Origin of the sequence: Methanolobus vulcani (assembly GCF_900100715.1) — an archaeon.
In the GTDB taxonomy this organism is placed as follows: Archaea; Halobacteriota; Methanosarcinia; order Methanosarcinales; family Methanosarcinaceae; genus Methanolobus; species Methanolobus vulcani.
In genome coordinates this window covers 86,358-107,545 of sequence record NZ_FNCA01000004.1, presented here as the reverse complement: position 1 = coordinate 107,545, position 21,188 = coordinate 86,358, and the positions used below count along the sequence as shown (strand labels likewise).

20 protein-coding genes are annotated in these 21,188 nt (G+C 40.7%); 9 read left to right on the top strand and 11 right to left on the bottom strand.

The window, feature by feature from the left end:
• Window positions 1-22 precede the first annotated feature (22 nt).
• Window positions 23-2,644, top strand: a complete 2,622-nt coding sequence (gene clpB, locus BLP52_RS07085) for an ATP-dependent chaperone ClpB (RefSeq protein ID WP_274377642.1) — start codon at window positions 23-25, stop codon at window positions 2,642-2,644.
• A 119-nt stretch (window positions 2,645-2,763) separates the two neighbouring features.
• Here the strand turns inward: clpB and BLP52_RS07080 are convergent, their stop codons facing one another.
• Window positions 2,764-3,615, bottom strand: a complete 852-nt coding sequence (locus tag BLP52_RS07080) for a TrmB family transcriptional regulator (RefSeq protein ID WP_091709785.1) — start codon at window positions 3,613-3,615, stop codon at window positions 2,764-2,766.
• 176 nt (window positions 3,616-3,791) lie between these two features.
• Here BLP52_RS07080 and BLP52_RS07075 point away from each other — a divergent pair, with 176 nt between their 5' ends.
• The 8 genes from BLP52_RS07075 to BLP52_RS07040 all read left to right on the top strand — a co-directional run bounded on the left by BLP52_RS07075 (window position 3,792) and on the right by BLP52_RS07040 (window position 13,342).
• Window positions 3,792-3,995, top strand: coding sequence for a hypothetical protein (locus tag BLP52_RS07075; protein ID WP_091709784.1), 204 nt, complete (start codon window positions 3,792-3,794; stop codon window positions 3,993-3,995).
• A gap of 595 nt (window positions 3,996-4,590) precedes the next feature.
• Entirely contained in the window at window positions 4,591-6,906 is a 2,316-nt protein-coding gene (locus BLP52_RS07070) for an efflux RND transporter permease subunit (RefSeq protein ID WP_091709783.1), read from the top strand.
• A gap of 47 nt (window positions 6,907-6,953) precedes the next feature.
• Window positions 6,954-8,009: a COG1361 S-layer family protein gene (locus BLP52_RS07065; protein ID WP_154717810.1), complete on the top strand. Its 1,056-nt coding sequence runs from the start codon at window positions 6,954-6,956 to the stop codon at window positions 8,007-8,009.
• A gap of 11 nt (window positions 8,010-8,020) precedes the next feature.
• Window positions 8,021-9,127, top strand: coding sequence for a COG1361 S-layer family protein (locus tag BLP52_RS07060; protein WP_238380754.1), 1,107 nt, complete (start codon window positions 8,021-8,023; stop codon window positions 9,125-9,127).
• Window positions 9,128-9,169: 42 nt separating this feature from the next.
• Window positions 9,170-9,967 carry a TrmB family transcriptional regulator gene (locus tag BLP52_RS07055; RefSeq protein WP_091709780.1) on the top strand — a complete coding sequence of 266 codons (798 nt, stop codon included), beginning with the start codon at window positions 9,170-9,172 and terminating at the stop codon, window positions 9,965-9,967.
• Between the two features lie 70 nt (window positions 9,968-10,037).
• A complete protein-coding gene (locus tag BLP52_RS07050; protein ID WP_154717809.1) occupies window positions 10,038-11,300 on the top strand; it encodes a PGF-pre-PGF domain-containing protein in 1,263 nt (420 codons plus the stop codon).
• A gap of 19 nt (window positions 11,301-11,319) precedes the next feature.
• Complete coding sequence (locus BLP52_RS07045; protein WP_091709778.1) at window positions 11,320-12,456, top strand: AI-2E family transporter; 1,137 nt, start codon at window positions 11,320-11,322, stop codon at window positions 12,454-12,456.
• Between the two features lie 190 nt (window positions 12,457-12,646).
• On the top strand, window positions 12,647-13,342 hold the full coding sequence (locus BLP52_RS07040; RefSeq protein ID WP_091709777.1) for a DUF169 domain-containing protein: 696 nt from the start codon (window positions 12,647-12,649) through the stop codon (window positions 13,340-13,342).
• Window positions 13,343-13,398: 56 nt separating this feature from the next.
• On the opposite strand, the gene BLP52_RS07035 is transcribed toward BLP52_RS07040, so the two are convergent.
• From BLP52_RS07035 to BLP52_RS06990, 10 genes are all read right to left on the bottom strand, one after another.
• On the bottom strand, window positions 13,399-14,385 hold the full coding sequence (locus tag BLP52_RS07035) for a radical SAM protein (protein WP_091709776.1): 987 nt from the start codon (window positions 14,383-14,385) through the stop codon (window positions 13,399-13,401).
• 36 nt (window positions 14,386-14,421) lie between these two features.
• Entirely contained in the window at window positions 14,422-15,093 is a 672-nt protein-coding gene (locus BLP52_RS07030) for an MBL fold metallo-hydrolase (RefSeq protein ID WP_091709775.1), read from the bottom strand.
• Between the two features lie 9 nt (window positions 15,094-15,102).
• Window positions 15,103-15,675 carry a DUF1847 domain-containing protein gene (locus tag BLP52_RS07025; protein WP_091709774.1) on the bottom strand — a complete coding sequence of 191 codons (573 nt, stop codon included), beginning with the start codon at window positions 15,673-15,675 and terminating at the stop codon, window positions 15,103-15,105.
• 106 nt (window positions 15,676-15,781) lie between these two features.
• A complete protein-coding gene (locus BLP52_RS07020) occupies window positions 15,782-16,480 on the bottom strand; it encodes a DUF169 domain-containing protein (RefSeq protein ID WP_091709773.1) in 699 nt (232 codons plus the stop codon).
• A 138-nt stretch (window positions 16,481-16,618) separates the two neighbouring features.
• Window positions 16,619-17,044 (bottom strand): sirohydrochlorin nickelochelatase, encoded by a 426-nt coding sequence (gene cfbA, locus BLP52_RS07015; RefSeq protein WP_274377645.1) that lies wholly within the window; start codon window positions 17,042-17,044, stop codon window positions 16,619-16,621.
• Between the two features lie 265 nt (window positions 17,045-17,309).
• The gene (gene cfbA, locus BLP52_RS07010; RefSeq protein WP_274377644.1) at window positions 17,310-17,723 is read right to left on the bottom strand and encodes a sirohydrochlorin nickelochelatase; all 414 of its coding nucleotides are present in this window, start codon (window positions 17,721-17,723) and stop codon (window positions 17,310-17,312) included.
• 113 nt (window positions 17,724-17,836) lie between these two features.
• Complete coding sequence (fdhD, locus tag BLP52_RS07005) at window positions 17,837-18,664, bottom strand: formate dehydrogenase accessory sulfurtransferase FdhD (RefSeq protein WP_091709771.1); 828 nt, start codon at window positions 18,662-18,664, stop codon at window positions 17,837-17,839.
• The gene (locus tag BLP52_RS07000) at window positions 18,661-19,974 is read right to left on the bottom strand and encodes a formylmethanofuran dehydrogenase subunit B (RefSeq protein ID WP_091709770.1); all 1,314 of its coding nucleotides are present in this window, start codon (window positions 19,972-19,974) and stop codon (window positions 18,661-18,663) included. The genes fdhD and BLP52_RS07000 overlap by 4 nt, the downstream gene beginning before the upstream one ends.
• 1 nt (window position 19,975) lies before the next feature.
• Window positions 19,976-20,365 (bottom strand): molybdopterin dinucleotide binding domain-containing protein, encoded by a 390-nt coding sequence (locus BLP52_RS06995; RefSeq protein ID WP_091709769.1) that lies wholly within the window; start codon window positions 20,363-20,365, stop codon window positions 19,976-19,978.
• Window positions 20,366-20,376: 11 nt separating this feature from the next.
• On the bottom strand, window positions 20,377-21,186 hold the full coding sequence (locus tag BLP52_RS06990; protein ID WP_091709768.1) for a formylmethanofuran dehydrogenase subunit C: 810 nt from the start codon (window positions 21,184-21,186) through the stop codon (window positions 20,377-20,379).
• Between the last annotated feature and the right edge of the window lie 2 nt (window positions 21,187-21,188).

Sequence of the window (21,188 nt, the reverse complement as noted above, 5' to 3'; positions counted from 1 at the left end):
AAATGTCAATCCCGGGGAGTTTATGATAATGGATCTTAATCGTTTCACACAGAAAGCCCAGGAAGCCATCCAGGGTTCAAGTACAATTGCTGCAAGATATAGAAATCAGCAGATAGATTGCGAACATATGCTTCTTGCATTGCTGGAGCAGAGCGGAGGACTGGTAACAACCTTACTTCAGAATATGGAAGTGCCGGTGGACCGCGTAAAGGAAAAAGTTGAGGCTCAGCTTGCAAACCAGCCACAGGTCTCAGGTCCGGGAGGGGATCAGGTCTACATGACCCAGACCATGAGACGTGTCCTTGATGCTGCTTCACAGGAAGCCGGCAAAATGAAGGATGAATATGTAAGTGTCGAGCATCTCCTTCTTGCAATGGTAAAGGAAAAGGATAGCCAGTGTGGTAAGATACTTGCAAGTGAGGGTGTTACACGTGACAGGCTTCTTGAAGCAATAAAGCAGGTAAGGGGGAACAGAAGAATAACCTCAGAAAATCCGGAAGATACAATGGAACCACTGAAGAAGTACGGAATTGATTTCACAGAACTTGCAGCCCAGGGTAAGCTTGACCCTGTTATCGGAAGAGATCAGGAGATCAGGCACTCAGTTGAGATCCTTTCACGCCGCAGGAAGAACAACCCTGTACTCATCGGTGAGGCCGGTGTCGGTAAGACTGCAATTGTGGAAGCACTTGCTCAGCGTATTGCCAAGAAGGATGTTCCTGATGCCATGAAGGACAAGCGTATCATAGCTCTTGATATGGGTGCACTTATTGCAGGTGCCAAGTTCCGTGGTGAGTTTGAGGAAAGGCTCAAAGCTGTGCTTAAAGAAGTCGCAGACTCAGAGGGGCAGATCATTCTCTTCATTGATGAGATCCACACAATCGTAGGTGCAGGTGCCACAGAAGGTGCTATGGATGCAGGAAACCTCCTCAAGCCAATGCTTGCGCGTGGAGAGCTTCACTGTATCGGTGCAACAACCATTGACGAGTACCGCAAGTATATTGAAAAGGATGCTGCACTTGAACGCAGGTTCCTTCCGGTATTTGTCGAGCAGCCAACTGTGGAGGACACAATTTCCATCCTTCGTGGACTGAAGGAGAAATATGAGGTACACCACGGTGTACGTCTTAAGGACTCAGCACTTGTAGCTGCTGCAATTATGAGTAACCGCTACATTGCAGACAGGTTCCTTCCTGACAAGGCAATCGACCTTGTGGACGAAGCTGCTGCAAAAAAGAGAACTGCAATTGACAGCAAGCCTGCTGAACTTGATGAGGCGGATCGTAAGATCATGCAGCTTGAGATCGAGCGCGAGGCACTGAAGAAAGAGAAGGATGCAGCTTCAAAGGATCGTCTGGAGATCCTTGAGAAGGAACTTGCAGACATCAGGGCTGAATCCGATGCTATGAGAGCAAGATGGGATCGCGAAAAGGAAGCCATCTCAAAGCTTGGTTCACTGAAACAGGAGATAGAGGACACAAAGATCCAACTTGAACTTGCTGAGAATGATAACAATCTTGAACTTGCATCCAGGCTAAAGTACGGAACACTCATTCCACTGCAACATCAGTATGCTGAAGAGGAAAAACTGCTTCAGGATATGCAGGGTGAAATGCTTCTGAATGAGGAAGTCGGTGAAGAGGATATTGCTGATGTTGTCAGCCAGTGGACTCACATACCTGTAACCAAGCTCATGGAAGGGCAGCGTGAGAAGCTTGTGCACTTTGAGGACAACCTTCACAACCGTATCATCGGTCAGAGTGAAGCCGTAAAGGCAGTTGCAGATGCGGTCATACGCAACTATGCAGGTATCAAGGACCCGAGACGTCCGATTGGAAGTTTCATATTCCTTGGTCCGACTGGTGTTGGTAAGACCGAGCTTGTAAAGGCTCTTGCAGCAGAGTTGTTCGATGATGAGAACAACATGGTACGTATTGACATGTCCGAGTATATGGAAAAGCACACTGTTTCAAGGATGATCGGTGCACCACCAGGTTATGTAGGACACGATGAAGGTGGCCAGCTCACAGAAGCTGTACGCAGAAGACCATATTCCGTTGTACTCTTCGATGAGATCGAGAAGGCACATCCGGATGTGTTCAATGTCATGTTGCAGATCCTTGATGATGGTCGCCTGACAGATTCCAAGGGCAGGACCGTGGACTTCAAGAACACGTTGATAATAATGACATCCAACATCTTTGCAGGTGATCTTACCGAACTCCTGAAGTCTGGTGAGAAAGAGGAGGATGTGGATTACAACATACTTCAGATGCGTGCAATGACTGAGCTTGGAAAATATTTCAGGCCGGAGTTCCTCAACCGTATCGATGAGATCGCTCTCTTCCATGCACTTAAGCCGGAAGAGCTTGTAAAGATCGTTGACATCAAGGTTGCAGACCTTGCTGAAAGACTCAAGGACAAGCGTATTAACCTTGACCTTACGGATGCTGCAAAGACGTATCTTGCTGAAGCAGGATATAGTGCAACCTTTGGTGCAAGACCACTTAAGAGAGTCATTCAGAACGAGGTTGAAACAAGGATTGCAAAGCTTATTGTTGCAGGTGAGGTTCCGGAAGGCTCTACTGTCCGTGTTGACAGCGATGGTGCGGACCTGCTTGTTGAGGTAAGTTCTACAGAGTAATACACAAGTCAATAAGAAAATAAACTCTGATTTGGTTGCAATTTGCAACCAACAAATTCTTTTTTTTTTGCAAAATTGAACTGATCATTGAATTAATCATTTTTCAATATCTTCATGGGTCAAAAGTTGAAATTCATCTTTTTTCCCTTTCTCCAGAGTTCATCAAACTTATCTTTCAGTTTTGCTGCATATTCTTTGTCGTATACTTTCAGTTCGCCGAATAGCTCGTCAGGATTTAATGGGTCTGGAATTGATATGTGTGTTATATAATCGTCAATAAGTCTGAAATCATAATCACAATCTAAAGCTTTTGCATCTATATTATTTTTGATTGTTTCTCTGTCATGTGGATCTTTAATGTGCTTAAACCTATCTTCCATTAGATAGGCAAGTGCATCTTCTGGAAAAATGATTTTTATCTTCACTCCTTTTTTTGCAGCCTTGACAAATTCATCAATCACAGTAGGCATGAATTTATTAGGATCAATATGTTTTCCTTTACGAATTAAATTTGAGAGTTTTGCTGATTTTACATGTAATATCTCAGTTTCCACTTCATCAAGCATATTTTTTATGTTCTTGATAATGTCTTCTTCACCTATTGATGTAGCCCAAAACTGAAGTTCCGTATGTTCAGGTTGTGTTATATCGGAGAATTTGGATTCAAGTTCTGAGACTTTAAGTTTGAAGTTCTCCAGTTCATTTTTTGTTTCCTCTTCTTTTTTGGTGTAAAGATTATTCAGAGCAATGGAAGGTTTAACAGCCCTATATTTTCGGGGTCTTGATCTCTGGAACTCAACAAGTCCCATGTTGTTCAGGTTTGAAAGAACTTCATAGATCTTTCCAACAGGTATGTCTGATTTGCGTGACAGTTCCTGTGCGCCGGTTACTCCTTCTTTTAGTAATGTAGAATATGCAGAGGCTTCGTATTTAGTAAGCCCCAGGTCTCTTAATGATCCTTCATGGTCCATATTATCACGTTTTATTTTTTCAGTTTGAAAGCTGTATATTTATAATTTGTTTGTTAAAACAACTATAAAGATGTTTTTACCGGCAAGATTTATATCCTATTTGAACATAGTCCTTCTTGACGATACATAGTCATGTATTTGTAATGTTACGTTGCTTAATTAGAAGGTGTTTCAAAATGAAACAAAGGTCAGCTACATCATCTGAAACAGAATCTTCAGTAGATATATTAAAATCTCATATTGAAGAGATTTCTATAAAATGCCTTGATAACAACTGGATTCAGGAAAATAAGATCGATCTGAATTCATTAATGGAAGATAACCGTCATGACACTGGTTTTAAACTTTCTGACAGGCATTTTTGCAACAATCAAGAGTAAATATTATTACAATGTAACTTATTATGTGTTTTTTTTAGAGTGAAATCGTTATATATGCACCTGTATATACAAGAGCTGTAAAGTATCATGATTCTTTTGTTAAAAGCTGTATATTCTTAGTTATATCATTGCTTTTCATATTGAGGTTAAGTTTCTATTGCACAAATATGTTCTTTGATGTTCTAGCATCGCATGTAAAAAATCTATTTTGACTATTTATCGCAAGGTTTATTAACTAATAATGCTGTACATATTTTTGTGTACCATCAACAGCACGCAATGCGTGTATGTTAGTACCACCCTATCCAACCCCCAACGAGGCATCCTCTTCAGGATGTCTCAACCCTGTTTTTTTGCTTGTATTAAAAAATGGGTTAATTGATATGTTGTTAAGAATAAATATTACCAAATACACTTTTCACTAGTTTATTAAAGGGTAAAACCCTTATATATTAAACTGGCTATTTATCGACATGTTAAAACAACTCGTACAGAGTTTTTTTGTAATAATAATTAATCACAAGGAGTGTTTATCATAAAAAACATCTTTCAAAAGCTGGGTGTTTTCGTAGAGGATAATACCGTTCCAATTATAATGATAGCACTACTTCTGATAATTATCTCTTTTCAGGGTGCTCAGTTAATTGGAATGGCTTCAGGTACGGATACATTTGTCGAGAAAAGTTCAAAGCTTTATCAGGACTATGATCACCTTTACCTGAATCTTTTTGGAACTGAGTCCATTGTTGTAATGGTTGAAGGTAGTGATGTTACAAAACCGGAGCTTCTGAAAGCCCTTGATAGGGCATACCTGTCAGTTCAGAACATACCCGGCGTTGTGGAAGTGACTTCGCCGTCGACTGTTATAAAAGAAGTTAATTATCAGATGACCGGCAGAAGTACAATTCCTGACGATCCGCAAACGATTGACGGGATAATTGATAGCTCCATGCCCAGTGCACTCATGCCGGATAACACACATGCTATAATGTCTGTTGTCCTGGAAGGAACCTCATCGGATTCTACTCAGGAGGAAATTCTCAGGGAAACAGAAACTTCCATTGAGCTTGCAAATTTCCCTGCTGATTATAACATAATTGTAACCGGGAATCCTGCTTTTAGTATTGCCATGAATGAAGAGATGAACACAAGTATGGGTATACTTCTTTTGTTGTCAATTCTTCTGATGGTAGTAGTACTATATCTGGTGTTCAAACATGTAAGGTGGAGGTTACTTCCGCTGCCAATAGTACTGGTAGGTATAATATTCACCTTCGGTGCAATGGGATTCCTTAATATTCCAATGTCAATGGTATCAATGTCTGCGTTCCCCGTTCTGATTGGACTTGGTATTGATTATGCCATTCAGTTCCATAACAGGATAGAAGAAGAACTTGAACGTGGTGAAACGGATGAAGAAGCTGTCATTGACACTATCAAGCATACCGGTCCGGCAGTATTGATAGCACTTATTATCACAGCTCTTGGATTTTTCTCATTGTTCACTTCTACAGTTCCAATGATCCAGGATTTCGGAAAGCTTCTGATGATAGGAATAGTAATGTGTTTCATTTCTTCTTTATTCCTGGGAGTTACTGTGCTCTATGGATTCGATAAGATATCTAAGTGGAACATACTTGGTAGATTCGGTTTAAAAAAGAATTCAGCACACCATGAAACTCATACCCACGTCATTATTGATGAAGAACATGAGCCGGATTTCCTCGAAAAGGCTTTGAAGGGAATGTCTACATTTTCAATGAGAAATCCAATTCTTATATTGTCTATTGCAGGTTTACTGTGTATTGGTGGTCTTTACGCAGATAATCTTGTAGGTATTCAGACGGATACTCAAACCTTTGTTCCTCAGGATATGCCTGCTCTGCTTGATCTACAACATATGGGGGAGATCCTCGGAGGATCTGACCAGCTAAATCTCATCATAAAAACAGATGATAATAGTGATCCGGAACTTCTGAAATGGATCGATGAATTCTCTGCTCATGAAGTTGCAGGTAGAAGTCACATACAAGATTCCTCCAGTATTGTTGATCTTGTAAAAGAAGCAAATTCTGGTAAAATCCCAGATAGTTCAGATGAAGTACAGGCGATATATGATCAGCTACCAGAAATGCAAAAAGATGCTTACCTGAACGGAAATTCAATAATCATGCTGAACCTGAACATTGGTAATGCAATGAGTGAGCTTGGTCTTGAGGGTATAGAATCTCTTTCAAATGTTGTTCAAGAGGATCTTCAATGGATGGCCCCACCTCCAGGTGTGCATGTAACAATAACCGGTCACTCAATGGTCTATGTAGAGGTAATATCTGCTCTGACCTCAGGCAGGGTCTTTATGACAATGCTTGGTATCGTGCTGGTATTTGCGGGTCTCTTGGTAATTTACAGAGATATTCTCAAGGCTCTTACACCTGTTCTGACCATGATTATAGTTGTAGGATGGTCTGGAGGACTCATGTATTATACAGGAATGGAATATACACCAATGACTGCAACACTTGGAGCATTGATCCTTGGTGTTGGTTCGGAATACGCCATCCTTATGATGGAGCGTTATTTTGAAGAAAGGGAAAAAGGCGCAGGTCCGGAAGAAGCAATGCAGGAAGCAAGTGTCAAGATCGGAAAGGCCATTGTAACATCAGGTCTTACAACAGTATTTGGTTTCTCAGCACTAATAGCTTCACCATTCTCAATTACCAGTAACTTTGGAGTTATCACGGTAATGGATGTAATACTTGCATTACTTGCAACATTTGTGATCTTCCCTCCGATCATAGTTACACTGGATAAATACAGGGAAAAAAGGAGACACTTCCACCAGTCACATCACAATTCCGGTTCAAGTGGAAGTAACATATTAAAAAGCATTCAGGAGGCAATTACCCAATGAATGTGAGATATAGTAATATAAGTGGTTTTAAAAAATATACTAGTCTTATGGTGGTATGTATTCTGCTTTCTATTGCTTTTGTAGCTGCAGTACCTTCTGTGGCTGCAAAAGAATACCTGCCTCCGACTTATGAATATACAAGTAATTTCTATACCTCGTACGGTGAGCCTGCTATTTCAGCCTCTGTACTTGGTGACACAGAATTCGAACGAGGAGAGACCGCAACTCTTGAAGTGGTTCTTGCAAACCGTGGTGTTATCTATGGTATCAAGGCTGACAAGACAGTCGGTACTTCAGAAACCCTGCATCAGCTCTCACTTACAGAGTTGCAGTATGAGACACAGAGAACAATTGCTTATGGTTTAAAGGCAGGCCTGGTATCATCTACTGATATGATCGATGTTGATCCTGAAACAAGCAGTCATACTCTGGAGGCATTATATCCGGGAGTTTTGCCGGAAAGGCCAATGAAGTTCACTATTACTCTGTCTGAAGATATTCCTGCAGGTGTCTACATACTTGAATTGCCTCTGAGCTACGAGTATCAGAGTGATGTCAGGATGACGGTAGGTCAATCCATAATACTTGGTGAGCCTGATCTTGATCATACAAATATTTACACTAATGTGAATACAACTCTTCAGATTCCCATTATCGTAAAACCTGCAGCAAAGTTCGAAGTAACAAATGTTACTGGTACTTTGGTATCAGGTGGTACAGGTGTAGTGAACGTAACATATACCAACACAGGAGAACTCACTGCTGAAGATGCAATTGCAAGGATAGTTGCAATGAAGCCTCTGAGTGCAGCACGTTCAACCAAAAGTCTTGGCACAATAGAGCCAGGTGAAAGCAGAACTGCTACCTTTACAATAAGTTCTGATGTTGGTACACTTGCAAAGAATTATGGTATCGATAGTGAGATCAAATACATCGACGAAAATGGTGACGATACCTTCTCTACAAGTATGAAAATAAGCCTGCCACTTGAGGAGCCTCAAAGAGAGATCAATGTAACAGGATTTGCTCTTGCTGGTATTTTTGTAATAATAATTGTATTGGTTGTTAAAAATAAAAGGAAAAACGCGTCTAATGATAATTAAGAGGGATGCTTATGATTAAAAATATTAACTTTAAAACAGTGGTTTCAGTATCATTGATCCTCAGTCTGCTCTTTGTATTACCTGTAAGTGCTGATGATGCTATGTCCACAATGGATCTGAAACTCCCTGATTTCTTCAATTTTGATGAGAACTATTACACAGTTTACGGTGGTCCGGATGTATCTGCCACCCTGATAGGAGATAATGAATATTCAAGGGGTGATGAGGTTACCCTTAATGTAAACCTTATGAACAAAGGTGTTATTACTGGTTTTAAATCCGAACAGGATAATAATCCTATATCAGCACTTGACCAGAAGATACAGCAAACTGAAATGGGTTATGAGGCACAGAGGACCACAGCTATTGGTATTGTTGCGATCCTGACATCTGATGATCCGAACATCAGGGTAAAGTCAGGTCCACAGGAGGCAGGAACCCTTGCATCCGGTGAACAGACAACTGATCCACTGAAGTTTAACATCGAAGTATCAAAGAATGCACCTGCCGGTGAATATCCATTAAACCTGACACTTTACTATGGTTATCAGGAAAATGTTGAGATCAACGGAGACAATGAAACCAGTCTTGGTATCACTAACATGGAAGTAGGTCTCTGGTATGCCGTGGGCCAGCAGATGGACCAGGTCAGTGTCATTGTTAAGAAAGAAGCTGACTTTGATATCACAAATGTCACTGGTGAACTTGTTCTTGGTCAGGAAGGTATAATTCATGTAACCTACAAGAACGTTGGTGAAGAAGCTGTAAAAGATGCAACCGTAAGGATAAGTTCTGCCGATCCTTTCAGCACAACCGATGACCAGTCATTCATAGGCACGCTTGAACCTGGAGAGTCCGCAGACGCAATTTTTAAGCTGAAGGTAGATGAGACCGGTGTTGCAAAGACATATGCTATCAACAGTGAGGTCAAGTATGAAGATACGGATGGTCACAGCAAGACATCTGATACCGTGAAGATCACAACAGAGGTTCTTCCTGCAGGATCTTCCGACTCCGGCTCAGGAACATATGTGGGTATTGTTGTAGTACTTATTGTTGTAGTCGTGGCTGCAATAGGCGCTAAGAAATTCCTTGGGAAAAAAGAAGAAGATAACTGATCTTCTTCTAATTTTTATTTTTAGTTTTCAGGTGCAATTATCATGATCGTCACATCTCTTCAAAATCTTGGTTTTACTTCTTACGAAGCAAAAGTTTACGTGGCTCTTGTCAGGAACGCGGATGCAACAGTTTCAACTCTGCATGATGATTCAGGAGTTCCGAATTCAGCAATCTACGGAGCTTTGAAAAAGCTGGAAAAAAAAGGAATAATCGAGTTCCAGAACACAAAACCAATGCGTTACAGGTGTATCCCTCCCGAAGAGGCTCTTGCCAAACTGAAGAATGATTATGCAGATGAATGTGATATTGTCTTTGAAAAACTAAGTGAAATATATGGCGAGTCTGCAAGTGAAACAACCGAGGAGCATATCTGGAACATCAATGGTGCAAGAAATGTTACCTGTAAAGTGATCCAGATGATGGAAGGCGCAAAAAAAGATATTCTGATACTGGCTTCATCGACACCTTTCAGGACAATTGCAGAGAACCATTCCTCCCTCAAAAAGGATTATACTACTATAATAGGCGTCATGAACAGGAAAGCCGGTGAAGAAGGCATTACTGTAAGGGTCATAAGTTCCTGTGAAGATGAAGCAAAGAAAATTAAGAATCTGGTTCCCCTGGCGACAGTACGTGTAAACTCTATTGAAGAGACCGATTCGAAACTGAAAAGCTTCGTTATTGTTATTGACAATTCAGAAATGCTTGTTGATATACTTAAAGATGGAGATGGAGATACTGATCTGTCTGCAGTATGGACAAATGGTGCAGAGTTCTCTTCTGTAATTTCCCATCTATTAAGTGCGAAATGGGAAATATCTGAAAAATATACAATATGAGGTTTTGATCTTGTCTTTTACTAAACACGATATTAGGATACATTTTATTATTTCAGCTATTTTTCTGATATTGGCAGTAGTTCCTGCATCTGCAATCGGCAGTGTCACATTTGATCCGATTGCACAATCTCAGTCTGTATCAACTAATGATTCACTTGGATTCTCAGTTTCAGCCACTGCTTCATCAGATATTGTATGGTTGCTGGATGATGTAGTTGTAGAGCAGAGTTTGTCATCTACAAGTTCATCTTATTCATTCGCAGAAACAGAAGCAGGAACTTATAATTTGACCGCAGTTGTTTCCGGTTCAACCGATACAAGTAAAATATGGACTGTAAATGTCGTACCTGCGTTCAATGTCACATTCTCGCCAGATGATACTGTTCTCAGTTCAAGACTTGATCGCAAGCCTGTTTTCAGGGCAAATGTAAGTGAAGGATCTGATGTGACCTGGTATCTTAATAATAACCAGGTAGCAAATTATGATGGTATCTTTAACAGCATTTATGTTCCTGATGTTTCCGAAACAGGAAATTACAGTATAAAAGTCCATGTTTTGAATCCTAACGGAAGCATTGAAAACCAGTGGTACTGGGTAGCCACTCCTACTCCCTCTCAGATAATGTCTGGGGGAAGCGGAAGTAGTAGTTCTTCAGGTTCTGTTTCCTCCAATGAGGATTACAAAAAAATTCTTGTGAAAGAAGTGAATATGCAGTTCATAAACAAAAATGTGCTAACTGAGTTCTCATTTAATGATGAGAAAAATCCTATAAGTTCTCTGGAATTCACTTCATCTGTCAACATAGGCTATGTACGTATGTCACTTGAAGTGCTGAATAATCGTTCATCTTTTGTTTCAGAAGATCCGCATGATAAAGTCTATTATTATGTAAATATCAATCCTGACAAAATAGGCCTTGATAATAAGATAAGTAATACTCGCATTTTTTTCAACGTAAGTCAGCAGTGGCTTGATGATAACAATATCGATGCTGATTCTGTACGTCTGAACCTGTTCAGCGGTCATGTCTGGAAAACATTCCCCGTAAAGATACTGGAAGGTTCAAATACATCAGATAATTCACATTCAAATGTCACTTTCGTTTCAACTACCACTGGCTTTGGTAATTTTGCAATAACCGGAAAGGTAAATGAGATTTCAGGGGATGATGTGGTGGTAATCGATATGGGTGGGAATACTTCAAATAAATCTTCAGGTGCAGGTCCTGTTTCCAAAAAAGAAGAGGATACTTCTAACTCAGAAAACGTACTTGATTCTGTATTTAAATCCATGAAAGAATTATTTATAAAAAGAAATCCTGTAATTACTTAAAATCTTACAGGGAGCAAAAATGGCACTGACAACTAATTCTAAAGTATGGAGCATAATGCTTGTAGTATCCGTGTTCCTTTCAATTATCTTTGCTGTGCTGTTCCACTTTGAGGATATATTCATCGTTCTGATAATTGGAAGCATACTCGTGCTTGTGACCGATAGCATCCTCATAGAATTTAACCGATATTTTGGTCATAAGTCTCTCTGGGCCAGGAGGATCTATTCTGTATCTCTTGTTGTAATTGGATTATTGCTGGTATCTCTGTTAATGGTGGGACAGTTGTCAGACATGAATTCTCTTGTAAATTCTCAGGAAGAGTATGAAACAGGTATTTCCAGTATCTTTTCGACCTATGGTTATCTCCTTTCTTCACAAAATAATGCTAATATTGGTCAAATAATGGGTGAAACCCCGTCAGTTGTTCCCTCTGGAAATATGAGCGAAAACATGAGTGCTAATGTTAATGGAAATATGGCTGCGGGTCCATTGATATCCAGCGCTGACATGAAGTCAATTGGAGATTATATCTTCAGTTTCTTCTCATCACTGATCTCTAGATTATCATACTTTGTATTCACAGGTCTGCTCATCATACCGATGATGTTCCGTCTTTATTTTGCAAAGAAGAATGTAATAGTTTCTGAGATAGTTGCTTTTTTCCCGGTAAAGTATCAGGACTGCGTGTCCTCTTCGATACTTGATATTGGAAAGCGCCTCCGGGATTATTTCTCTGCAAAGATTCTTGAAAGTGTTATTGTGGGACTTATCTGTTGTATCGGCTTTTATCTGGCAGGCATAAATGGGTGGTTCTTCCTTGGTATACTTGCAGGTTTGCTGAACATAGTACCTTACATAGGTCCTTTTATTGGTGCAATTCCTGCTGTGATCATAGCTTTCATTGTAAGCCCGACAACTGCACTTTATGCGATAATAACAGTTGTAATTGCCCAGCTTGTGGACAACCTGTATCTCATTCCATATATGATATCAGGTAAGATGAATGTTAATCCATTATTGAGTGTTTTGTTGACTCTTATGTTTGCAAACATGCTTGGTGCTCTGGGCATGATTCTTGCAATTCCCGTGTATATTATCTATAAAGTTGTGCTGACTGAGTTCTATAATGAACTGAGAAAGATCTATCCTGATTAATATGATCCTTGATTGTGTTTTTTCTAAGATCCGGGCACACTGTTCTCTTTTTAGTGATGTTCACGGGTGTGAATATTTCGTGTCTCTATATTGCGATTTTTTATTCAAATGGCAAGCTTGATATAGCAGTTGTGCATAATAAATGCACATCCTAGAACTAATGTCTTTTTCTTTTACAGGAGATTCCATAATGAACAACGAAGATATCCAGAAATATGGTAACGAACTCAAAGAAGTACTTCAAATGACCACATCTCCGGTTGCTGTACACCTTGTTAGAGCTGACGAGGAAATCCCGGAACAGATTCCACATGTTGGAGAGACAACAAGGCACTGCCAGATGGTTGACAATGTAAGAAGGCTTGGTACTGAGTTCTATGCAACACTTAATGACCAGATGTGCAAAGGTGGTGCATCTGTAATGGGACTTACAGAGATGAGCCCAAAACTCAAGTCCGGCGAGGTTTATTACAATCTCAATCACTTTGCCTCTCTTGATGCTGCAAAAGCAACTATGGACAGGGTTCCTATGGTGGAGGCAAATTCAATCAAGGCTGTACTCTATGCTCCACTTGAGAAGGCAAGCTTCGTACCTGATGTAATCCTTGTCATTGCAAAGCCAAAGATAGTAATGGAACTTTCACAGGCCCTGCTTCAGAAGAACGGTGGACGTGTAAATGCAGGATTTGCCGGTAAACAGAGTGTCTGTGCAGATGGTGTTTCATACCCATATCTTACAGGTGAGGCAGGTATCACGATCGGCTGCAGTGGCAGCAGAAAGTATACTGAGATACAGGATGAGGAAATGATCATGAGCGTACCTGTAGATATGTTGCCTGCTCTTGTAGAATCTGCAAAGGCAATGTTTGGTACATACGCCTGTTAAAAAATATTATAATAATTTCATTCAGTACAATTATGTACTGAGTTCTTATTTTTTAGCTATCTGTTTATTTTGTAGTATTTCTTTTCCCCGGCAGTTATTTCCTTTATACTTTTAGATGAGAGAAACCTGTCGATAATTACTTTGAGCTCTTTGTCATTAATTCCAAGGGATACAGATATTTGTTTGAAAGTGCAGGGCCTTCTCATGATGAGGTCATAAATTTCTTCTTCGATGTTTACATGTTTCATTTTTGAACGAGATCTTTTTATTCCTTTAAGTACCAGCTTAACACGTTCTTTTCCAAACACTTTTTCAAATTCCGTGGCAATTTCTTTTAATCTGTCTTCAGGAACCGGAATAATATAATTCTCTGCAGGAGGTCTGCTGACCGTGAGAATCTCTATTTCATCAGGATCAATCTCGATCAAGGTCTCTTTTAATTTCTCAATCTCTCTTTCTGTGTGGTTTACAGGAAAATCAATGTTTGAATCAACCAGCATCACTTCAATACCGAGGATAGGACGTTTGTCCATTTTTTTGATTTCTTTAAGTCCGTTGATTATGTTCTCAAGAATAATACCATCAGCAGGTCTGTTGATGGCCATGAATGTTTCTTCATAACCGGAAACGAGAGTTGCTACTACAAGATCAGCTTCAGATAGATTTTCACGTATCTTTTCTTTGTCAACAAGTGATGAATTTGTAATAACACAAACCGGATGAGAACTTATTTTCTTAATTCCTCTGATCATCTCTCCAAGTTCTGGATTTAATGTGGGCTCGCATGTGCCTGAAAAAGTGATGTATTCAAGGTCTTCGATATTTTTGTGGTAACAACGTAAGTCTTCAATAACTTCTTCAGGTGTTACAGTGCCTTTTACATCGTTGGTTCCTGTTATTTTTTTGAGAACATGTCCAAGCTGGCAATAAACGCAATCAAAGTTACAGTTTTTCTTAGTATCTGATGTTTTGATCACATCGATACCAAGAGATCTTCCAAGTCTTCTGGAAAGTATGGGGCCGTAAATTATTCTTTTTGTCATACAGGTATTTCTCAGTTGATATTTTACTTTTGGATCTCAAAGCTCAATTGAATATCCGGCATATATTTTCTGGAATTTCTCAGGATACATTTTTCTTATAACATCTTTATGTGATGTGCAATGTCCTGCTCCGATGAGTTGCATATCTTTGAATGAGCCATATTCCTGGCTGTCATGTAAACCTCCGATGATTCCGTTTATTTTGCCAAAAGGAGCTGCTGCTTCTAATATTAAGAGCAGGCCAGGATGAGCACAACCTGTGAGGACAAAATTTCCTGATTCACATTCAAGGACCAGGGATTGTTCTTTTATACCGGTGTCACTTTTCTCTAATTCGCCTATTGTGTATATCTTATCACGGATCTCCCGGGGAGAAGATACTCCATATAATTTCTTCTTAATTCTGGATGTAATCTCTTTTTTAAGACGAGGGGAGAATCCGGATGGTACATATACATCAACATCCGGGTTTATATTTAGAAAAGTTGTAACTCCACCGATGTGGTCCCAATGCTGGTGAGAAAGTACAAGTGTATCAATTATCTGTGGATCAATTGATAATTTTTCCATATTTTCTAGAAGTAGGTGCCCATCCCAGCCAGTATCAAACAGTATGTTGTTCTTTCCCGTTTCGATTAGGCAGGCGAATCCCCAGCCGCATTGAAGCCCTTCCTTTGCATTATTATCATAAACAATGGTGATTTTCATACAGACACCTCATTCACTTATTCCGAAAACTTTCTTCAGGTAGTAACCTGAGTATATGGCTCCTGCAGGATTATGTGCAAGCACACGGTCCTTTACAATGAATGTGGTCACAGGGGCTGATGAATGCTGTGTGAAAAGTATGTCGTGTCCTATACACAGTCCTATGATGATATTGAGCTCTGTTCCATCCTTTTCAAGCAGCATTGCCTGACCTATTGGGTTACATGTTGGGTCAAATGAATCAGGGTGTAGTTTCTCAAGGCCGTATTCTTCTTTGCTGATTGCAGAAACCTTGCAGCATACAGAGAATACTTTAAAATGCTTTTCCAGGATTTTTTCTACTACTTTTGCTTCCTTTTCCATACCAACACAGAAGGCAAGCCCAATTTTTTTGTATTCCATTTCCTGTGCATAAAGGATTATCTCTTCAAGTCTTGTTTTCTGCATATAGTACCGGGCTTCAATGGCAGCAGAAGTCTTCATGGATTTAAGTTCGTTCCCTTCATAACTTATATCGTCTGTTATGCCTGCACAATCCTTGCCTTCCCGGCACATTTTATCATCGCAGTATGCGCATTTCATTCAGAGACCACCTGATGACCTGAAATAAGGTCATGTATGAATGAGATATTCCCTCATATGAGATAAAATGTGTGGTGACATAGACTTCAGTTAAAAACTCAGAAGCTCATTTCTGTCTTGCTTTTTGCATTGGTCCATCGCTTATTTTCTCAAGAGCTTCTATCATCTTTTCAAGATTTTGATAAGGAATTCCTGCAATCATTTCCTCATTTTGAATGTCTGTAGAACGACGACATCCATAACAACCAAGGCTCATGTTCATTTTGCCACTTATCACTGGTATTATGGTAGAATCTACACATGTTGCCTGGAAGGCAGCAGTACTGAATGCCTGTCTTCCTCCTTCAAAGAATGTAGCTGCAGGGACAAGCCAGTATAATGTTTCAGGAAGGTCAACAAGTATGACAACGTCAGGTTCTGTTTTGAAGTCCTTCAAAGGTCCAACGACAGTTGCAATAGTACTTTTTTCTTCAAATGCTGAGCGCTGGTCTATCATATTTGCCGCAGCATCGGAGCAATCAAACATTCCAAGATTGGAATGGAATTCGCCTTCTTTTACTTTCGGAGGCAGAGGCACAAGTCCAAGACTTGAAGCACCAACCATGCATGCATGTTTGTTTGCGGGAATTACAAAAGATTCTCCCTTCCTTGCCCTCATTATGGACTGGCAGTGTCGGATGTTTTTTTCAGGTTCAATGAATCCTTCCGGGATCTTTTCACCTTTCTTTATTACTTTTACAGCAACCGGCTCATGCCTGAGGTCAAGGAGCCTTACGAGTTTGTCTGATATCTTGGCATTATCCATGTTTCCAACTCCTCATAAACCTTTATTATTAATATTTTGGCAAGCTGGCTATTTACCGGTTTCGATTCTATTTCATAGTAATATTTGATAGGAGTATGGATAGATCAATATGAAAAAAGAACTGTGTTCAAACACAGTTTAAAGTGCTTCCTGTACTCTCTTGAAAATAAGGTCTGCAATGAGCTTATCACTGCCAAGAGGTTTGGCATAGACTATCTTTGCCTTCTGTCCGTCAAAATCTACTTCACCTTCATTGGTTTCAGGGTCCAGCTGGAGAAATTCCGGAATATCTTCTGTAAGGTGGACTCCTGATGCCATGAATACAGGTGTTGCAGCTATTCTAGTCACACCTGTGCCTTTAAATGACATCAGTGCTTCCCTTACTTTTGGTTCACTGTGTTCTACAAAACCTGTTTTTACAACATATTCCGGATTATTTTCTGCGATTATATTTGAAATTTCAGTAACAACCTGATTGTTATATGGTAGCCTGCTGCCATGTCCAATGATCAAGATTCCTATTTTTTCACTCATAATGTGACCTTCCTTCCCAAAGGTCATTATTACTATGGTATATATGTCTTTGCGAACTTAACACGTGTGAATCCTAATTTCTCCATAGATCATGTAAAATATAGTAAACTCTAGTTGCAATACAAAATAGTTATTGATATAAATTCAAAATTTCTGACCATGACTATGGTTCAGGATTTTTATTTTGATGAAATGTCCATCAAAAGTACAAAATAATTGGCCATTATGGAATCAAATGAAGATATTGCAAAATATGATTTGCTAGTAAAAAAGAGAACTGTGTCGTTGACACAGCTTAAAGGACTTCCTGTGCTCTCTTGAAGATAAGATCTGCAATGAGCTTGTCGCTTCCAAGAGGTTTTGCGTATACGATTCTGACTTTATTTCCGTCAAGTTCGAGCTCGCCTTCGTTTGTCTCTGGGTCGAGTTTGAGGATTGCAGGAATGTCTTTTGTGATGTGAATTCCGGATGCAAGAAATACTGGTGCTGCAGCAATTGTTGTTACACCTGTACCTTCAAATGACATGAGTGCCTCTTCAACTGTAGGCTCACTGTTCTCCATGAATCCTGCCTTTACAACATATTCCGGATTGTTCTCTGCGATCATGTTTGCAATTTCAGTAACAACCTGGTTGTTGTATGGTAATCTGCTGCCGTGTCCAATTGCCAAAATTCCTATTTTTTCACTCATGATTAAAACCTTCTTTATTATATGAAGTATTATTCTCAACAGTATTTGTGTTACGTTGCAGGGGGTAGTAGGGTGTTAATGGGATATAATGGTTTTTGTTTGGATGAGGATTGACAACTAGAAGAAGCTGATTATTTTGTAATCACTCTCTCTTCCCCTGCATACACATACAGATTCTTCCCCCTCACAAAAGCCACCAGTGTCATCCCTGCCTTATCAGCCAGTTCTACTGACTCACGAACAGTGGCTCCTTTACTTGAAATGAGGGGTATGCCCGCATTCATGGCTTTTGAAACCATAGTTGATGCCAGTCTACCTGTAGTAGCCAGAGCACATTCAGAAATATTGACATCGTTCATCAGGGCTTTACCTACAACCTTGTCCACAGAGCATGCTCTTCCTACATCCTCGCAGAAAAAGAGCACTTCTCCCTGGTTGTTATAGATAATAGATGTATGTGCACCGCCGGTACTATGCCATGCTCTTCCAAGTTCTTTTAACTGGCTGACTGCATGGATTATTGCATCAGTAGTGAATTTAGTATCAGAATCAATATGTTTGATAACATCTTTGCGATATGATGTTGTTCCACATCTTTCAAGATGCGTTAGTTCTTCAAGTTCAGGAGTATTAATTTCAATTTCACAGAAAATGGATTTATCTTTGATTTTTATGGAATCAACCTGGGTGTCAGGTTCAATGAATCCCTCGCAAACGAGAAATCCCAGCGCAAGCTCCTTAAGTTCATGGGGACTTGCAAAAAAAGTGGTTACGTGAACGTTATTCACGAAAAGTTCGAACTTTTCCTCAACAATAACGTCCACAGTAATGTTTTGTTTACTGTTCTCAGTGATCTCCAGGCACTCTAAGGGGACATAAAAGGTAGAGGAAATACTTTCCTCGCCTTTGCGGAAGGTTTCATCCTTCCCTTTCCTTTCAGAGTACCAGTGCTCACTCATGCTTCCTTTTTAGCCTTTACCTTTGCGAAGAGCTGCTTAAGGGTGTCCTCATTGCTCTTTGTTTCAGAGAATGGGGAATCTGTGAATGGCTCGAAGTATACAGGCACGTTGTCAAGCCTGTAGAATGTACCATCACATTCCATAGCATCAATTACACCAGGCAGAACCACGTCTGCTGCGGTAGTAGATGGACATGGTGCAATGTCAAGGCAGATCATTGGAATGTCTGCGAGGTACTGTGCACTGTCTGCAGGAATGTGGTCCATCAAATCAGCTGACATTACAAATGCAGCGTCAACGTCCTTCTCCCTGAGCAGGTCCACACAGGTTGTCTCTCCAGGGTTGTACCTTGGGTATCCCTTTGTGAAGTCAAGACCGAATGGGTAACCGTAGAGGTAGGATGCAAGCTGGTTGAATCCTGCTACGTTACAGTGGCCTCTGAGAGCACCGATGTTACACTTGGTGTAGTTGTTCATTTCCTTGACGAAGTTCAGTGCGATCTCAATGTTTCTGTGTTTTCCGTATGAGGATGAAACTCCAAGACCTACGTAGATAGCTACGAAGTTTGATTCCTTCATCATCTCAACTGTCTGTTTCATCACTGAAATTGGAATTCCTGTGATTTCTTCGACAGATGGATGTGGCTCTTTGCCATTAAGGATTGTGAACATTGCACTAAGAAGCTCGTAGTCAGAGTTAGGGTTAAGCTGAAGGTGCAGGTCTGCTGCAGCGGCTGTAGGTGTTACCCTTGGGTCCACTGTGACCATTGTCCTGTCAAATCTTCCTCTCTTTGTCCAGTAACCTCTTGGAAATACTCCGTACCTTGACATGTGTCTTGGCATGGATTCCAGTGCATTGACACCCCAGTATACGATCATGTCGGCTCTGTTCTTTGCCTGACCGGCTGTAGCTCCGACCATACCGGATTCCTGGATACCCATGACAGTTGGTCCGTGACAGATAGTTGCGTTAGAGTCTGCCATTCCGCCAAGGTATTCTGCAATGTGAAGACCTACTTCCTGTGCTTCACAGGATGTCTCACTTCCAAGGAAGAAGAATGGCTTCTTTGCATTTACAAGAATGTCTGCTGCCATTTCCAGTGCTTCGTCCCAGCTTACATCCTTTACCTTACCATTCTCTCTTATGGTTGGTTTCAGGAGCCTGTGATGGCTTACAACTTCCTGGAACTTTGCGTTACCCATCTTGCATGCGTTCTGGACATCAATTGTACCGTTCTCTTTATCCAGGTTCACCTGTACGTCGTCACATGAACCTCCGCAAACCGGGCAGATAATGTTCTTATAGACCATTTTATTTGCCTCCCATGTACATCTTCATGACAACTTCCTCTGCGCTGAGGATTTCGTCGTCAGTAGGTTCAACAAAAACAGGGCTTCCCTTGTAACGTGGTGAACCGGTTGAGAATGTGTCAGGCTCAACAACAACATTTGCCCAAATGGACCTTGGTATGAATACCTGACCTGTTCTCATTGCCTCAGTCACTTTTGGTGTAACTGCAACTGAGTATTTTCTATCTCTTGATATGACTGCCACTTTTTCCGGGCAGCCAAGGGATGTAAAGTCTTCTGCACACATCCAGCAGACTGCACATTCCTTTGTGTAGTCATCGGTATACTTGCTTCCGCCTTTTGCAAGTCTTCCTTCATCGATCGTACTACCTGTATTGAGTAATGCTTCCATGATTAAACACCTCACAGACACTCGTTGTTATCACAGGAAACGTACAGTACGCCTTTTCCTTTCTGTGGAATAGCATAGTCACCTGCGAATTTCTTGTATTCTCCAGGGCACTCGATGTCATCGAATTTAAGGTCGGATTCAACACCTTCCATTGTAAATCCTGGTGTGAATCTCTCAATGCAACCACCGATAACAATGGTACCACCGGTCATCTCTGCTCCAACGGTTCTGACAGCGTTTCCTTTTACGACAATAAGACCGCCACTGATGCGAATGCCGCAGAAGTGTTTTACACTGCCGCCAATGATGATCTGTCCGCCAATAAGGCCACCGCCTACCTGGCTGACAGCATTTCCGTCAACAGTGATGCGTCCGCCGGACATTCCTTTCCAGCTACCACGGTATGCACAGCCGACGTGGTCTTTTGTGTTACCTTTAATGTGGATGGAACCGCCTTTCATTTCCATTCCTGTCCATGAGTCAGCATCGCCTTCGACAACAATTTCGCCGCCCTTCATTCCGGAACCAACGTGCATTCCTGCACCGCCCTTCACGAGGATCTTGCCTGCTGTCATTTCCTGACCTATGCGTTTTACTCTTGAGATATCCCCATCAATGACGATGGTTGTATCTTCTGCTGAGCTTCCACCATTGCCTTCTACTGAAAAGAAGTCTGTAAGTGGGTACTCTGTCGGACCCTGCCAGACGAGTAATTTTCCAATCTCATCGGCACTTTTACCGGCAAAGTTGTCAGGTGTGACAACCTCTGCCTCTACGGTAAGGTCGAAATTTCCTGTTGGTTTAAGTATTACGTCTGCCATTA